Origin of the sequence: Jatrophihabitans sp., assembly GCF_036000465.1 — a bacterium.
Classification (GTDB): Bacteria; Actinomycetota; Actinomycetes; order Mycobacteriales; family Jatrophihabitantaceae; genus Jatrophihabitans.
On the sequence record NZ_DASYFV010000031.1, the window covers coordinates 29,113 to 44,963 of the forward strand.

General features: G+C 71.0%; 15 protein-coding genes and 2 pseudogenes. 10 read left to right on the forward strand and 7 right to left on the reverse strand.

Annotation, left to right across the window (positions count from 1 at the left end; genetic code table 11):
- Positions 1-74 precede the first annotated feature (74 nt).
- Positions 75-1,877: an ABC transporter ATP-binding protein gene (locus tag VGN18_RS10115; RefSeq protein ID WP_327539556.1), complete on the forward strand. Its 1,803-nt coding sequence runs from the start codon at positions 75-77 to the stop codon at positions 1,875-1,877.
- A gap of 35 nt (positions 1,878-1,912) precedes the next feature.
- On the opposite strand, the gene VGN18_RS10120 is transcribed toward VGN18_RS10115, so the two are convergent.
- A complete protein-coding gene (locus VGN18_RS10120) occupies positions 1,913-2,335 on the reverse strand; it encodes a hypothetical protein (protein ID WP_327539557.1) in 423 nt (140 codons plus the stop codon).
- A 74-nt stretch (positions 2,336-2,409) separates the two neighbouring features.
- On the opposite strand from VGN18_RS10120, the pseudogene VGN18_RS21200 reads away from it, so the two are divergent.
- A pseudogene (locus VGN18_RS21200) lies at positions 2,410-3,033 on the forward strand (DMT family transporter); the annotation flags it as partial.
- 70 nt (positions 3,034-3,103) lie between these two features.
- Positions 3,104-3,274, forward strand: coding sequence for a hypothetical protein (locus VGN18_RS10125; protein ID WP_327539558.1), 171 nt, complete (start codon positions 3,104-3,106; stop codon positions 3,272-3,274).
- Here VGN18_RS10125 and VGN18_RS10130 read toward each other — a convergent pair.
- The 3 genes from VGN18_RS10130 to VGN18_RS10140 form a co-directional block, all read right to left on the reverse strand.
- Positions 3,213-3,704 carry a hypothetical protein gene (locus VGN18_RS10130; RefSeq protein WP_327539559.1) on the reverse strand — a complete coding sequence of 164 codons (492 nt, stop codon included), beginning with the start codon at positions 3,702-3,704 and terminating at the stop codon, positions 3,213-3,215. The two genes, VGN18_RS10125 and VGN18_RS10130, sit on opposite strands and share 62 nt — an antisense overlap.
- 330 nt (positions 3,705-4,034) lie before the next feature.
- Positions 4,035-4,238 carry a cold-shock protein gene (locus VGN18_RS10135; RefSeq protein ID WP_327539560.1) on the reverse strand — a complete coding sequence of 68 codons (204 nt, stop codon included), beginning with the start codon at positions 4,236-4,238 and terminating at the stop codon, positions 4,035-4,037.
- Between the two features lie 175 nt (positions 4,239-4,413).
- Positions 4,414-5,463 (reverse strand): acyl-CoA desaturase, encoded by a 1,050-nt coding sequence (locus tag VGN18_RS10140; protein ID WP_327539561.1) that lies wholly within the window; start codon positions 5,461-5,463, stop codon positions 4,414-4,416.
- Between the two features lie 207 nt (positions 5,464-5,670).
- Between VGN18_RS10140 and VGN18_RS10145 the strand changes: the two genes are divergently transcribed.
- The 3 genes from VGN18_RS10145 (at position 5,671) to VGN18_RS10155 (ending at position 9,398) form a co-directional block, all read left to right on the forward strand.
- Positions 5,671-7,731 carry a RecQ family ATP-dependent DNA helicase gene (locus tag VGN18_RS10145; protein ID WP_327539562.1) on the forward strand — a complete coding sequence of 687 codons (2,061 nt, stop codon included), beginning with the start codon at positions 5,671-5,673 and terminating at the stop codon, positions 7,729-7,731.
- A 303-nt stretch (positions 7,732-8,034) separates the two neighbouring features.
- Positions 8,035-9,240, forward strand: a complete 1,206-nt coding sequence (locus VGN18_RS10150; RefSeq protein WP_327539563.1) for a glycosyltransferase family 2 protein — start codon at positions 8,035-8,037, stop codon at positions 9,238-9,240.
- A 5-nt stretch (positions 9,241-9,245) separates the two neighbouring features.
- A complete protein-coding gene (locus VGN18_RS10155) occupies positions 9,246-9,398 on the forward strand; it encodes a hypothetical protein (RefSeq protein WP_327539564.1) in 153 nt (50 codons plus the stop codon).
- Between the two features lie 25 nt (positions 9,399-9,423).
- On the opposite strand, the gene VGN18_RS10160 is transcribed toward VGN18_RS10155, so the two are convergent.
- Positions 9,424-10,800 carry a glycoside hydrolase family 26 protein gene (locus VGN18_RS10160; protein WP_327539565.1) on the reverse strand — a complete coding sequence of 459 codons (1,377 nt, stop codon included), beginning with the start codon at positions 10,798-10,800 and terminating at the stop codon, positions 9,424-9,426.
- A 234-nt stretch (positions 10,801-11,034) separates the two neighbouring features.
- Between VGN18_RS10160 and VGN18_RS10165 the strand changes: the two genes are divergently transcribed.
- Entirely contained in the window at positions 11,035-12,000 is a 966-nt protein-coding gene (locus VGN18_RS10165) for a YihY/virulence factor BrkB family protein (protein ID WP_327539566.1), read from the forward strand.
- Here VGN18_RS10165 and VGN18_RS10170 read toward each other — a convergent pair whose 3' ends face one another.
- Entirely contained in the window at positions 12,001-12,714 is a 714-nt protein-coding gene (locus tag VGN18_RS10170; protein ID WP_327539567.1) for a type II CAAX endopeptidase family protein, read from the reverse strand.
- Entirely contained in the window at positions 12,711-13,613 is a 903-nt protein-coding gene (locus tag VGN18_RS10175; protein ID WP_327539568.1) for an NAD(P)H-binding protein, read from the reverse strand. The genes VGN18_RS10170 and VGN18_RS10175 overlap by 4 nt, the downstream gene beginning before the upstream one ends.
- Before the next feature lie 103 nt (positions 13,614-13,716).
- Between VGN18_RS10175 and VGN18_RS10185 the strand changes: the two are divergent.
- The 3 genes and pseudogenes from VGN18_RS10185 (at position 13,717) to VGN18_RS10195 (ending at position 15,849) form a co-directional block, all read left to right on the forward strand.
- A pseudogene (locus VGN18_RS10185) lies at positions 13,717-14,967 on the forward strand (acyl-CoA dehydrogenase family protein).
- Positions 14,968-14,997: 30 nt separating this feature from the next.
- The gene (locus VGN18_RS10190) at positions 14,998-15,252 is read left to right on the forward strand and encodes a hypothetical protein (protein WP_327539571.1); all 255 of its coding nucleotides are present in this window, start codon (positions 14,998-15,000) and stop codon (positions 15,250-15,252) included.
- A 213-nt stretch (positions 15,253-15,465) separates the two neighbouring features.
- Positions 15,466-15,849: a DapH/DapD/GlmU-related protein gene (locus VGN18_RS10195; protein ID WP_327539572.1), complete on the forward strand. Its 384-nt coding sequence runs from the start codon at positions 15,466-15,468 to the stop codon at positions 15,847-15,849.
- Positions 15,850-15,851: the final 2 nt, after the last annotated feature.

Consider the following 15,851-nt stretch of genomic DNA (forward strand, 5'->3'; position numbering starts at 1 on the left):
AATCCCGTTGTAGCCTCATTATGAGGTTACCTCAGTAAGTTGAGGCGCCTCCCGGAGCGAAGCGAGGTACCACCTTGGCAGCCACCCCCACCCCGAGGGGCCGACGTCCGAGCGGCCCGACGAAGTCCACCGCCGCCGAGAAGGCCCAGGCCCGCGAGGTCTCCCTGCGCCGGATCGGCCGGCTCTTCACCCCCTACCGCCGGCCGCTTGCCGTCGTCACCGCGATCATCATCGCGTCGTCGATCGTCGCCATGGCCGCACCGTTCCTGCTCCGCGCGGTGATCGACACCGCGCTGCCGACGCGGAACGTCGCGCTGCTCGTCTGGCTGACCACCGGCATGGTCGCGGTCGCCGCGGTGACGGCCGCGCTCGGCGTCGTGCAGACCTGGATCAGCACGAAGGTCGGCCAGCAGGTCATGCACCGGCTGCGCACCGACGTGTTCGCGCACCTGCAGCGCCAGTCGGTCGCGTTCTTCACACGTACCCGCACGGGCGAGGTGCAGTCGCGCATCACCAACGACATCGGCGGCATGCAGGCGGTCGTCACCTCGACCGCCACCTCGATCGCCTCGAACCTGACGACCGCCGTCGCCACCGCCGTCGCGATGGTCGCGCTGTCGTGGCAGCTCTCCCTGATCTCGCTGGTCGTCATGCCGCCGGCGATCTACCTGACTCGCAAGGTCGCGTCGATGCGCCGCGCCATCACCGCGCAGCGGCAGCGCGAGCTGGCCGACCTGAACGTGACGATCGAAGAGGGTCTCTCGATCGGCGGCGTGCTGCTGAGCAAGACGATGGGCAGCGGCCCGTCACTCGTGGAGCGGTTCACCGCGTCGTCGGCCAGGCTCATCGACCTCGAGCTGCGCTCCGACCTGGCCGGTCGCTGGCGAATGGCCTCGATGAGCGTCATCTTCGCGGCGATCCCGGCCGTCATCTATCTCAGCGCAGGGCTGCCCGCGACGTCGGAGGCGATGACCATCGGCACGCTCGTCGCCTTCACCGCCCTGCAGAACGGACTGTTCCGTCCGCTCATGGGACTGCTCAACGTGGGCGTGTCGCTCACCAGCTCGCTGGCCCTGTTCGCCCGCATCTTCGAGTACCTCGACCTCCCGGTCGACGTCGACGACCCCGAGGCGCCGGTCGAGATCGACACCGCCCGCGTCGTTGGGCACGTCCGGTTCGAGGACGTCACCTTCGCCTACCCCGGTAGCGAGACCGCGGCCGTCGCCGGGGTCAACCTCGACGTGCCCGCCGGCTCGACGCTGGCCCTCGTCGGTGAGACGGGTTCGGGCAAGAGCACGCTCGCCTCGCTCGTCGCCCGGCTCTACGACCCGAGCGGCGGCCGCGTGACCATCGACGGCATCGACCTGCGCGAGCTGCGGCTGGCCGATCTCGCCAAGATCGTCGGCGTGGTCAGCCAGGAGACCTACCTGATGCACACGACCGTGCGCGAGAACCTGCGCCACGCCAAGCCGGACGCGACCGACGCCGAGATCGAGGACGCCGCTCGCGCCGCCCGGATCCACGACCTCATCGCGTCGCTGCCCGAGGGGTACGACACCACGGTCGGGTCGCGCGGCCACCGTTTCTCGGGCGGGGAGAAGCAGCGCATCGCCATCGCGCGCACGCTGCTGCGCAACCCCCGGGTGCTCGTGCTCGACGAAGCCACCAGCGCTCTCGACACCGAGACCGAACGCGCCGTGCAGCAGGCCTTCGACGAGCTCGCCGCCGGCCGCACCACCATCACCATCGCGCACCGCTTGTCGACGGTCCGCGACGCCGACGAGATCGCGGTGATCGACCAGGGCCGCGTCGTCGAGTCGGGCCCGCACGACGTGCTCACCGAACTCGACGGCCGTTACGCCGCCCTCGCGACGTAGGACCTCTGGGCGGCCCCCCGACCCGCCCACAGGAGTCAAGCGATCGCGATCAGATCGTCGGGCGCGAACACCTGCAGGCGGTCCGGAGTGGCGAGGTGCACCGGCCACGGGCTGAGTTCACCGACCGCATCGCGCAGGGCGCCGGCCCAGGCGCGGTCGTCGGGGGTCATCGCTGCCTCGCCCGGACGTGAGATCAGCATCGCGGCGGCGGCGGCCTCGCCGTCGGTGACGACGCCGCTGATCACCGTGGCCAGCCCGTGGATGAACCGCGCATCGGGCCTGCGCGGGATGTCGTCGACCGGCATGAGAACCGGCAGCGTGCGGGAGAGCCGGTCGAGGAACATGACCCACACGCTGCGGTGGCCGAAGCCGGCCGAGCCCATGAGGGTCTGCCACATCAGGAAGAGGTCGGCCTCGGAACGGATCGTCGTGGGGCGGAAGTCGCGGCTCGTCGTCATGATCGGAAGTCTTGTGCCTCCCGCACCTCGAATCGGGGTTATCCACAGACCTGAGGTGGGCGATGCTTGGTCGCATGTCCCAGGACGTGCTCGCGGCCGCGGTCGCGGTGGCCTCCGCGTTCGCGTTCGCGGGCGCCACCGTCGGTCAGCAGCGCGCCGCGTCCGAGACCGCCGACGCGGACGCTCGCGGAGGGGCCTTCGTCCGGCGCCTGCTCACCAGCCCGCGCTGGCTCGCAGCCACGGGCGGCACGGCCGTCGGCTACGTCCTGCAGGCGACCGCGCTCGGGCTCGGCCCGGTGGTCGTGGTCCAGCCGATCCTGGTGACGTCGCTGCTGTTCGCGCTGCCGCTCGGCGCCTACCTCGCGCATCACCGGCTGCGGTGGACGGCAGCCGTTTCCGGATCTTCGCTGGCGGTATCGCTCGCCGTGTTCCTGGCGCTGGCGAATCCGAACCGCGGGGCGAGCCACGGATCGCTGTCGGGCTGGCTGCTGGCCACCGCGGTGATCGTGCCCGTCTCGGCCGCGTGTCTGGTGATCGCGAACCGGCGCTCCGGGCCCGTCCGGGCCGGCCTGCTCGCCGTGACCGTCGGTCTGTTCGGGGGCGCCCTGGCGGTACTGACCAAGGCCGTCGTCGAGTCGTTCGGCAGCGGACTCGTCGCGGTACTGACCGACCGCGAGACCTACGGGCTCGTCACGGTCGGGTTGGTCGGCATCTTACCTCCAGCAGCTGGCGTTCCAGGCCGGCGATCTGCACACGTCGCTGCCGATCATGACCGTGCTCGAACCGGTGACCGCGGCGGTCCTCGGGATCGGCCTGCTGCACGAACGACTTCAGGTCAGCGGGTCCGGGCTCACCGTGCTCATCGTGGCCACGCTGGTCATGGCTGTCTCGACCGTCGCGCTGGCCCGCGAGGAGGCCCATCTGCAGGAGGAACTCTGAGCGTCCCTGCTGTCGCGGTGGAGCGCCGGATGAGGGCCATCTCGAAGAGGTAGATCGCGGCCGTCACCGTGCTGAGGTATCCGAGTACGGAGGCGATCAGAACGACCGGGTTGCCCAGCGGCAGGTCGGCGGCGAACGCGCCGCTGATGTTGTGCACGAGATAGAACGTGGCCTCGGTGACAAGGAACGCCGCCAGGGCCGGCCGGCCGCCCCGACGGCCGCCGACGGTTGCCAGGACCGCGACGGTGAACCACAGGCCGGTGATGATCAGGGGTGTCGACAGGCCGGCCAGCGAGTCCCACTGACGTCCGTACTGGTGCACGGCGTAGGGGATCTGCCAGAGGTAGTCGGCCGTGGTGACGGCGATGAGCGGCCACCAGGGCAGCCGCCGAGAGCGGGAAACGGACCAGCGCCTCCGGCGCTCGTTCATCGGTGTACTCATCGAGTTGTCCTTCGGCGAAGGTGCCCAGCAGCCCGGGCGGACGATGATCGATCTTGCTGTCGCCGAAGGGCGTCGGCCATCGGGCGAATCCCTGGTTGCTCCCTGAGTTCGCCCGAGCAGCCGGCCAGGGGTCGCTGTCCCATCGCCCGCATGACGCGCCCGCACGCAGCCGCCAGGGCGAAACCCATGTGCTCGAGCCCTCCGGGCGGCGACGCGGGGCCTCGGCCGGTCCGAGACAGCGAGACGCCCCGCACCTCGGGGGTGCGGGGCGTCTCGTCTCGTCAGTCGCTCACCTGGGGTGAGCTGCTACGAGGTGGTTCAGATGGCGCGAACGTTCTGCGCCTGCGGGCCCTTCTGGCCCTGGGTGACGTCGAACTCGACGCGCTGGTTGTCGTCGAGGCTCTTGTAGCCGTCGCCGATCACGCCGGAGAAGTGGACGAACACGTCCGCCCCACCGTCGTCGGGGGCGATGAAGCCGAAGCCCTTTTCGCTGTTGAACCACTTCACGGTGCCCTGCGTCATGCGTATTGCCTTTCGGGATGTTCGGGAGACCTCGCAACTTACGAGAGTCCCGGTCTTGCTCAAAATGCCAACCCGGGGAAGACACGATGCGCGTTGCACAATCCCGCGCGCTTGCAACGTGAAGGAATGGTGCGAAAGACCGGGGCAAGCATAACAGCCTGACGGCCCCTCGCCGCTAGGCCCGAGAAGCGCCGATCTGAGCCGCTTGTGCGCGCAGCGGGGCGCCGAGGTCGTGCAGGTGCCGCAGGGCCGCGGCGTACGAGCCGAACAGGGTCGTCTCGGTGTAGCGGATCTCGTGCTCGGCGCAGAACGCCCGGACGAGGGCCTGGGCGCGGCGCAGGCTCGGCCGCGGCATGTTCGGGAAGAGGTGGTGCTCGACCTGGTAGTTCAGCCCGCCGAGCAGGAAATCGGTGAACCAGCCACCCCGGACGTTGCGCGACGTGAGCACCTGCCGGCGCAGGAAGTCGATCTGCACGCCCGGCGGGATGGTGGGCATGCCCTTGTGGTTCGGCGCGAACGAGCACCCCATGTAGACGCCGAAGACGGCCTGGTGGATCGTCACGAAGACGAGCGCCTTGACCGGGTCGAGGACGAGCAGCACCGCGCCGAGATAGGCGAGCACGTGCACGGTGAACAGCGCGATCTCGACACCGCGGCGCTTGTGCGTGCGGCCGTCGCGCAGCGACTGGATGCTCGCCACGTGCAGGTTGAGACCCTCGAGGGTGAGCAGCGGGAAGAAGAGCAGGGCCTGGTTGCGGGTGATGAACCGCGAGACCGGTCCGCGACGGTTGGCGGCCTGCTCGGTGGTGAACGCGAGGACGCCCTCGCCGATGTCGGGGTCGTGGCCCTCGAAGTTCGGCTTGGCGTGGTGCCGGTTGTGCTTGTCGACCCACCACCCGTAGCTGAGCCCGGTCATGAGGTCGCCCGCGATGATGCCGAGCCAGTCGTTGGCCCGCTTGGAACGCCAGATCTGCTGGTGGCCGCCGTCGTGACCGAGGAAGGCGACCTGGGTGAAGAGGAGGCCCAGCGTCGCGGCGACGATCGTCTGGTACCAGGAGTTGCCGACCAGGGCGAAGGCGACCCAGCCGCCGACGAAGGCGAGCAGGGTGAACCCGATCCGGAACGTGTAGCTGATTCGGCGGCGATCGAGGAGCTTCGCGTCACGGATCTGCCGGCTCAGAACCGAGAAGTCACTGCCTTTGCGTGCAGCGAGGGTAAGGGTCATACCGCCTCCAGCGGAACAGTGGCCGACCGTGCTTCGTGTAGCGCCCGCCGTGAGTGACTCCAGCATGCCCTACTCCGGAGGGCGCCTACCAGCCGCGCACGTCCCGTTCACAGCGTGTCGGTGCATCACCCGTCCGGGTGCGTGTGCATCAGACGTTGTCCACATCCGCCCACGGACATGTCGGACGTCGACGGCACGATGGGACCCATGACCGAGCTTCGCGCAAGCGCCCAGGAGCACCTCAACCGACTCGCCGGTCCGCAGGCGGTGCTCCGCGACGACCAGTGGAGCGCCATCGAGGCCCTGGTCGCCGAGCAACGCAAGGTCGTCGTCATCCAGCGCACCGGGTGGGGCAAGTCCGCGGTGTACTGGATCGCCGCCGGGCTGCGTCGCGCACAGGGCTTCGGCCCGGCCCTCGTCATCTCGCCGCTGCTCGCCCTCATGCGCGATCAGGTCGCGGCGGCCGAACGCTCCGGGCTGCGGGCGGTCACGCTGAACAGCGCGAACATCGACGACTGGCCGTCCATCGAGGCCGAGATCGCCGCCGACGCCGTCGACGTCCTGCTCATCTCGCCCGAGCGGTTGAACTCATTCGGCTTCCGCAGCCGGGTGCTGCCCCACCTCGCCGCCCGGATCGGCCTGCTCGTGGTCGACGAGGCGCACTGCGTCTCCGACTGGGGCTCGGATTTCCGGGCCGACTACCGCCGGATCAAGGACGTGCTGGCCGGCCTCCCCGCGGGCACCCCGGTGCTCGCCACCACCGCGACCGCGAACGACCGGGTCACCGCCGACGTCGCGGCGCAACTCGGCACCGACACGCTCACCCTGCGCGGGTCGCTCGACCGCGAGAGCCTCGCGCTGTCGGTCATCGTCCCGCCCCACGTCGCCACGGCCTACGCCTGGATCGCCGATGCGCTGACCGGCCCGGATCTCCCCGGCTCGGGACTGATCTACACGCTCACGGTCGCCGGCACCGAGCAGCTCGCGACGTTCCTGGCCGACCAGGGGCACCGGGTCGCCGCCTACTCGTCGGCCACCCCGCCCGACGAACGCGCCGCCATCGAGCGCCGCCTGCTCGACCACGACCTGCGCGCGGTCGTCGCGACCTCCAGCCTCGGGATGGGGCTCGACCACCCGACGCTCGGGTTCGTGGTGAATCTCGGCGCGCCACCGTCGCCGATCTCCTACTACCAGCAGGTCGGGCGCGCCGGCCGCGCGCTGGACACCGCGCAGGCCGTGCTGCTGCCGACCGCGGCCGACGAGAAGATCTGGGCCTATTTCGACTCGACGGCGTTTCCGGCCGAGGAGCGGGTGCGCCGGGTGCTCGACGTGCTGGCCGACGGGCCACTCACCCTGCCCCGCATCGAGGCCGACTCCGGGCTGCGGCGCGGCCGGCTCGAGACGCTGCTCAAGGTGCTCGACGTCGAGGGCGCGGTCGAGCGGGTCGACGGCGGCTGGCGGGCGACCGGCCGCGAGTGGATCTACGACGGTGAGCGTTACGCCGCGATCGCGGCCGCCCGCCGGCGCGAGCAGAAGGCGATGCTGGCCTACGAGCGGGCCGAGACGTGTCTGATGCAGCAACTGCGCCACGAGCTCGACGACACCTCCGGGGCCGAGTGCGGCCGCTGCGCGGTCTGCACCGGGCACCTGCCCGCGCCCGGCGCGCAGCCGTCGACCGAGACGGTCCGGGCGGCGGTCACCCACCTGCGTTCGCAGACCACCGTCCTCGAGCCCCGCAAGATGTGGCCGTCCGGGGCGGCGCGCCGGGGCAAGATCGCCGAGTCGGCGCGGGCCGAACCGGGCCGAGCGCTCGCCGTGGCCGAGGATCCCGCCTGGCTGTCCGAGATCACGGCCGCCTTCGCCGCGGACGAGCCGGTGTCCGAAGAACTGTTCGGGGGTCTGGTGGCCACGCTCTCGCGGTGGGGTTGGCCGGCCGGGCGGCCGACCTGGGTCACCTCGGTACCGTCGCGCGGGCGGCCCCGGTTGCTCGCCGACGCCGCCGAGCGGCTCGCCGCGCTCGGCCGGATGGAGGTCGCGTCGCCGCTGGCCGCCGACGGCCCCGGGTTCCAGCGCGACGCCGGGACGAATCTCGAGTCGGCCAACCGGGCGCTGGGCCGGCTGTCGGTGACGGGTCCAGTCCCGCCCGGGCCGGTCCTGCTGCTCGACGACACAGCGCGCAGCGGCTTCACGCTCACGGTCGCCGCGGCCCTGCTGCGCGAGGCCGGCGCGGGCCCGGTCTACCCGCTCGTCCTGCACAAGACCTTCTGATCCACCGTCCGGCCCTCGCCCGCCCCGGACCGATGTCCGGGTGGTGTGGCCAGGGTCACGGGACACGCCATCAGCAGGCAATGTGTCCGGAATGCCGGATTGTTGGGACCTTCGGCGGGTCATAACGGCGATCGGTCCGGGACCTAAGGCCGTGTCGCACTGCCGCGAGAGCCGTTCCGGAGGCCTCCGGCAAGGTTGTCACGTCATTCAAGTATCTTCCTCGCAAGTAAAGTCGTTGTTAGTTCTGAAGGGGTACTCGATCGAGCCGGTCGGTGCCGCCCCCGCCATCAGGAGGACGACAACGTGACCACCACGCTCGCCAGCGGCACGGCCCGTCGCGCGCCGGCCTGTGCCGCCCGCACCGGCGACGACGCGCTCGTCGCGGCGATCGCCGGTCTCGGCGCGGCCCGCTCGCGGCGTCGGTCCGGCCGGATCGGCGCGCGGCCGGCGCGGGTCGTCGCCCTCGTCCCGGCGCACAACGAGCAGGCGTCCATCGGGATCGCGCTCGACTCCCTCGTGGGCCAGACGCGCCGCCCCGACCTCGTCGTGGCGATCCCCGACAACTGCACCGACGACACCGCGGCCGTCGTCACCGCGCGCGGCGACACGCTCGTGCGGGCCTCGGTCGGCAACACCGACAAGAAGGCCGGCGCCCTCAACCAGACCCTCGAGGTGCTGCTGCCGCTGCTGCGCGACGACGACGCCGTCCTGGTCATGGATGCCGACTCGGCCCTCGACCCCGGCTTCGTCGCCGGCGCCCTCGCCCGCCTGGGCACTGAGAAGGACGGCAAGACGATCGGTGGCGTCGGTGGCACGTTCCGCGGCGGACCCGGTGGTGGCTTCGTCGGCATGCTGCAGCGCAACGAGTACGCCCGCTACGCCCGCGACGTCAACCGACTCAAGGGCAAGGTGCTGGTGCTGACCGGCACCGCCGCGATCTTCCAGGTGCGTGTGCTGCGGGCGGTCGTCGCGGCGCGCCGGTCGGGTGCGCTGCCCGGCGGCGTCCCGGCCGTCTACGACACGCACGTGCTGACCGAGGACAACGAGCTGACCCTCGCGCTGCTGCACCTCGGCTACGCGATCCTGAGCCCGAAGGACTGCGTCCTCGAGACCGAGATCATGACCACCTGGCGCGACCTGTGGAAGCAGCGGGTTCGCTGGAAGCGCGGCGCGCTCGAGAACCTGGTCGACTACGGGTTCACCCGCGTCACCGCCCGGTACTGGGGCCGGCAGGTGTTCACCCACCTCGGCGTGCTGGTCACCGGGGCCTACCTCGTCAGCCTGATCTGGTCGCTGCTGCTCGCCGGCACCATCCACCTGCACCCGGTGTGGATGAGCGTGACGCTGATCTACATGGCCGAGCGCGTCGTCAGCGTCCGCGCCCGCGGACGGCTGCAGATGCTCTTCGCCGCGCCGCTGATCGTCGAGATGGCCTTCGACTTCTTTCTCCAAGCCGCCCAGATCAAAGCGTTCTGGGACACCGTCACCCACAAGGAAAGGAACTGGTAGCAGCTATGTACACCACTGGGGGAACTGCCGGAATCGCACTCGGTGGAGCCGGCCTCGCCGCCACCGGATCGAACCTGCTCTGGATCCTGCTCGCCGCCTTCGCGCTCATCGGCGCCGGCTCGGCGCTGCTGCGCCTGATCCCGCGTCACGAGGCCTGACGCACCTGACCGACCGGCAGCGGGCCTAGCCGAACGAACGCACCGGGGTACGCGCCGCCCGCCGGGCCGCCGCCGCCGCATTCACCTGAGCGCGGTGGCGAGCCACCGCCAGGGCCAGCGCTCGCGCCGCCTTCGCGGCGGCCGTGCGGGCCGAGGCGTGGGCGAGGGCCAGGGCCCGGGTGCGGGCGAGCGTCGTGGCGGCAGCGGTCGTGCTCGCCTGCGAGGTCACCGTCGCCGACGCGCGGCGGAAGACGCTGGCACTCGCCTGGCCCCACCGCGTCGCGTAGTGGCCGGCGTAGCCGACCCGGGCGCGCACGGCGATCCGCGAGGTCACGGTCGCCGTCGAGACGACCTTCACCGTGACGGTCGCCGTGGACGCGACGCTGCTGGGCAGCGTGCGCGGTGCCGTGGCGGCCACGCTCGACAGGTACGTCAGCGCGGCCGGGTCGGAGGCGATGCGCCAGTCCCGCTCCTTGCGGACGTCGAACATGACGACGGCCCGCACGTGCGTGCCGGCCAACCAGCCGACCATGTCCCGGTACCACGCGGCCTTGGAGTGCGCCGGGTCGATCGGGGCCCCGTCGGCCTCGGTCGGCTCCTTGCTGCCGGTCTCGCAGACCCAGACCGGCAGCGTCGGCGCGAGGGCGGTCAGCCGGGCGTACTGCGTGGCGTAGATGTTGCCGAAGCCGCGCCAGGTGAACACGCCGCCGGTGCCCCAGTTGTAGCCGTCCAGCCCGAGGACGTCGACGTAGCCCGCACCGGGCCAGATCGAGGTCACCGGCGTCGTCCCGGCGTAGGTGTCGGTGGTCGGGTTGAACACCCAGCGCACGTTGGTCGCGCCGTGGGTGCGGAAGAAGGTGACGACGTAGCGCCAGGCCGCGACGAACTCGGCGTAGGTGCCGCCGGCCGGGCGGTCGCCGGCCGGGGTCGGCTGGAAGGCCGACCAGTCGCCGTTCATCTCGGCCCAGGGACGGATGTAGAGCGGCTTGCCGTAGGCGGCGGCGGTCGCGGCCTCCTGGGCCAGGTAGTCGTCGTGGGCGTGCCCGGTGAAGGTGCGGAAGCGCGTGTCGGCGGTGGCGCCGAGGTCCCACGCCACCAGCAGGGTGTGGCCGGACGCGCTGTCGACCTGCTGCGTCGCGTCGGGGAAGAGGTCGCCCCAGCCGCGGAAGCTCGACGCGACGGTGACGGGGTTGCCCAGCTGGGTCTCGAACTGGGCCAGCTGCGAGCCGGCGCCGGAGAAGCCGTCGGCGTAGGCGCCGAGCGCGAAGGCCGGGGGGCGGACCGTGGCGGGGGCGACCGCGGTCGAGGCGGGCGCCGTGGTGGCGAGCGCGGGTTCGGTGACGCCGAGTGCGAGTGACGCGGCGCAGACTGCGGTGGCGATCAGGCGGGCGGGGAGGCGCATCGCGAGGAGTCTCTTCCTGATCGTCCCCGCCGGATGGACTGCCCCGATCCACGTGACCGCGACCCGAACCCCTTCGGCCGCGCGTGTGTCGGTCCGACCAGTATCTTGAGGGACTTTCGTCCTGTCAATTCCTCGTTAGTTTTCCGGTCGCCGACGAGGTGGCCTCCGCGAGTTCCGTTTGGCGCGCCACACTGCTCGGGTAACGCAGGGTCACTGTCGTCGAGCGGGTGGGGCATGTCGGTCATCGAGCGGCTCGACCGCTTCCAGCGAGGGCACCCGCGAGCCGGGATGCCGATCGCGGTCGTCTACAAGTTCGTCGACGACCAGGGCAGCTACCTGGCCGCGCTCATCACCTACTACGGCTTCCTGTCGATCTTTCCCCTGCTGCTGCTGTCCTCGACGATCCTGAGCTTCGTCCTCGAGGGGCATCCGGCGCTCCAGCGCGAGCTGCTCGACTCGGCGCTCGGCCAGTTCCCGATCGTCGGCAGCCAGCTGGCCGACCCGTCGGGCATGACGGCCAGCGGGATCGGACTCGTCGTCGGCATCCTCGGCACGCTGTACGGCGGGCTCGGCGTGACCCAGGCGGCGCAGAACGCGATGAACACGATCTGGCGGGTGCCGCGCAACAACCGCCCGAACCCGCTGGCCAGCCGCGGTCGCGGCCTGCTGCTGCTCAGCGTCGTCGGGCTGGCGGTCGTCGGATCGACCGCGCTCGCCGCGCTCGGCAGCGTCGTCGACGGCTTCGGCATCGGCGCGAAGATCCTGCTCGGGCTCGCCACTCTCGCGGTCAACGCGGCGGTGTTCACCGTCGCGTTCCGGGTCGCCACCGTGCGGCCTGTGACGTGGCGCGAGTCGGCGCCGGGCGCGGTGATCGCCGCGGTCATCTGGCAACTGCTGCAGTACGTGGGGGCGATCTACGTCGGGCACGTCGTGCGCCATGCCACCGCGATCAACGGGGTGTTCGCGATCGTGCTCGGCCTCATCGCCTGGATCTACCTCGAGTCGTTCGTTGTGGTGCTCGCCGCGGAGTACAACTCGGTGCGGGCGCTCGGGCTGTTCCCGCGAGCGCTGCTCACGCCGTTTACCGACGACGTCGAGCTCACACCGGCCGACGAGGCGAGCTACGCCCAGCAGGCGAAGGCGCAGCGGGCCAAGGGCTTCCAGCAGATCACGGTCAGCTTCGAGACGACGGACGAGTGATCAGGTCCCGATCAGCGGCGGCAGCGCGAAAAGCATGATCGTCGACCACGTCAGGTGCGTGAGCATCGAGGCGAGGATGCCGCCCGACGCGCGTCGCTGCAGACCGAACAGCGCGCCCATCACGAGCGCGGCGAAGACCAGCATGGGATTGCCGGTGGCCACGGTGACGAGGGCGTAGATCGCGGTCGAGATCGGGATCGGGTGCTTGCGGCCGACGGCGGCGAACAAGGCGCCGCGGAAGAAGACCTCCTCGGCCGCGCCGTTCAGCACCGTGACGAAGAAGATCAGGGCGAGGTTGCCCTGGTTGGCGTGGTCGAGCACGTGCTGCACGAAGGCCCGCAGCGGTTCGATCTGTCGGATGACCAGCGCACCCGCGACGAACACCGCGGCGGCGACGAGCCCGATCGCGATGGGCGTGACGACCGGACGCCTCAGCCGGGCCCGGAAGGGGAGGTAGCCGAGGTGCAGCGGGCCGGATGCGAAGCCGCCGATCAGCCAGACGATCGCGACCGCGATCGTCAGCGGGTAGAACGCGGTGTCGCCCGGCTTGGTCGCCAGGGACAGGCCGAGCAGGATCGACCCGGCGACGAGGGCGATAGCCACCACGACGCGCCGTCGGCGGAACTCGCGGTCGGACTGCCGGTGGTCGCGGGGGACCTGCTCGAGCAGCGCCGGCCCGACGATGCGCCGGACGCGCGACTGCCACACCTTCACGGGGTGCGCTCCGCCTGCCGCCGCGCCTCCAGGGCCAGCCGGACCGCCTCGTCGTAGCCGATCGTCTCGCCGGGGACGATGTCCTGGATCGAGTGATCGCGCACGACGACCTCGTTCGTCATCGAGTCGACCAGGTTGCGGGCGGTGGCGAAGTCGACGTCCGTGACCAGCGCGAGCCAGCCGGACGAGAGTCGCGGGGTCAGCAGGGGGACACTGAGGTTCGGCATGCGCTTGCCCTCCTCGGAGGCCGCGCGGGTGAGCATGTCGATGTAGCGCAGCACCTCGGGGCCGCCGATCTCGAAGACCCGACCCTTCGCGTCCGGGTGGTCGAGGACCCCGACGAGGTAGCGGATCACGTCGGGCAGCGCGATCGGCTGGGTGCGGGTCTTCACCCACTTCGGGGTGATCATCAGGGGCAGGTGCTCGACGAGCTGGCGGGTGATCTCCCACGAGATGCCGCCGTGGCCGACGACCACCGCGGCCCGCAGCACGGTGACCGGCACGCCGGCGGCACCGAGCAGTTGCTCGACCTGGCGCCGCGAGCGCAGGTGCGCTGACAGGTTGCCGTCGTCCACGCCCAGGCCGCCGAGGTAGACGATCCGCTCGACGCCGGCCGCGGCGGCCGCGGCGGCGAAGTTGCGCGCGGCCGCGGCGTCGATCTTCTCGAAGTCCTTGGACGCCAGGCCGTGGACGAGGTAGTACGCGACGTCGACGCCCTGCAGCGCCGGTCCGAGGGAGTCGGCGTCGTTGACGTCGCCGGCGACGGGATGCCCGGCGCCGGTGTAGGCGTCGGGTTTGCGCGTCATCGCGCGGACGTCATGGCCCTCGTCCACCAGGGCGGTGGCGAGGTGGGAGCCGACGAACCCGGAGGCCCCGGTGACGAGCACGGTCTTGGACATACGAGCAGCCTTCCCCATGCGGGTCACCGGCTACAGGTCGGCGGGCGCACATCACCCTCGTTTCCTGGGTAGGCCAGGCACGACCGCAACGAGAAGGAGACGCATGGCGAGCGATCAGGCCGAGCCCACCGACGCATCGGCCGAACCGGTCGCGGCCCCGGTGCCCGAGGTGACGGCGCCGTACCGCACCGACCGGCGGGTCGAGTTGCAGGCGCAGGCCCGGCGGTTCGCGACCGACGAGGTCAAGCCGATCGCCGACGAGTACGACCCGCAGAAGCGGCAGATGCCGCGTCACCTGATCGAGGCGATGGGGGCCAAGGGCTACTTCGGGATCATGGTGCCCGAAGAGTTCGGCGGGCTCGGCTGCGGCGTGTTCGAGTAGACGATGATCGCCGAGGAGCTCGCGCGCGCCTGGATGAGCGTCGCCAGCATCATCGCGCGGGCCCAGGGCCTCGGCACCGAGTTCGACGACGGCGCGAAGCGGCGCGAGCTGATGCACCGCAGCGCCCGCGGTGAGTGGATCGGTGCGGCCGGCTTCTCCGAGCCCGACGCCGGATCCGACCTCGCCGGGGTCAGCACCCGGGCCGAACTCGACGGTGACGACTACGTGATCACCGGATCGAAACGCTGGATCGGCAACGCCAAGGCGGCCGACTTCATCCAGCTGCTGTGCCGCACCGACGACCCCGGACCGGGGGAGAAGCGCGCGGCCGGGCTGGCGACGATCATCGTCGAGAAGGAGCGCGACGCGTTCCCGGAGGGCCTCACCGGCACGATCATCGACAAGATCGGCTATCACGGCTTCCTGACCTGGGACCTCACCTTCGACGGCGTGCGGGTGCCGGCGGCGAACAAGGTGACGGACCGGGATTCGGGCGGTGGGACGGCCGCGTTCCGGGACGCGCAGAAGTGGCTCAACATCGCCCGCGTGCACACGGCGGCCCGCGCGGTCGGGCTCGCCCGCGCCGCGGTCGAGGACTGCGTGCTGTACCTGCAGGAGCGCGAGCAGTTCGGTCACCCGATCGGCGACTTCCAGGCGCTGCGGTTCATGCTCGCGTCGATGGCGGCCAGGGTCGAGCAGTCCCGGGCGTTCTACCAGCGGGTCGCCGACCTGCTCGACCGCGGCGAGCCGTGCGAGCGCGAGTCGGCGATGGTGAAGCTGATGGCCACCGAAATGGCGGTGGACGTGACGAGTGACGCGATGCAGCTGCACGGGGGCAACGGCTACACCACCGAACGGCAGGTCGAGCGGTACTGGCGCGACGCCCGGCTGACCACCATCTTCGAGGGCACCAGCCAGATCCAGCAGAAGATCATCGCCGACTCGCTCCTGCCGCGCAGCCCGCTCGGCTGACCGCTCGGGCGGCGCCGATAGGCTCGCCGCATGGCTCTTCTCGGCAAGTTCGGATTCGTCGTCGCCGCCGTCGGCGCTGCTCACTTCGTCGTCCCGGAGGCGTTCGAGGAGATCACCGCTGCGGCGTTCCCGCAGGACACCCAGGACTGGATCCAGCGCAACGGCATCACCGAGGTGGCCGTCGGCACCGCGCTCATGGTGCCGCCGACCCGCAAGCTCGGAGTGCTCGGGCTGCTCGGCTACGCTGGCTGGCTCGGATACAACGCGGCCAACAACAGCAAGTAGCGCCCGCCCGTACCTGATCGGGATCGGCCCGCCGCGAGCCGTGCGAGCATCGACGGCGTGGTGGACGAGTGACGCATCCCGACCCGGACGCCCGAATGGCGCGCGGTCCACGCGCGCATCCAGGTCGCGCTCGACCTGACCGCGCGGCACAACGCGCTGCCGTTCGGCGACCACGACGCCCGTCGCGCGCTGCTCGCCGAGCTGTTGGGCGCCGTGTCCGAGAACGCGCTCGTCCACGCGCCGTTCCACTGCGACTACGGCCTCGACACGTCGCTCGGGGAGCGGGTCTTCGTCGGCCACGCCTGCTCGTTCCTCGACCTCGGCGGCATCTCCGTCGGCGCCCGGACGATGATCTCGCCCCGGGTCACGCTCGTGACCGAGGGGCATCCCGTCGAGCTCGCGCAGCGCTACGACTTCATCACGGTCGCCCCGATCGTCATCGAGGAGGACGTCTGGATCGGGGCCGCCGCGACGATCCTGCCCGGCGTGCGGATAGGGCGCGGCGCGGTCGTCGGGGCCGGGACGGTCGTGGCCAAGGATGTCGCGCCGATGACCGTGGTGACCGGTCCCGGCCAGCGCGAGCGCAGGCGCCTCTAGGA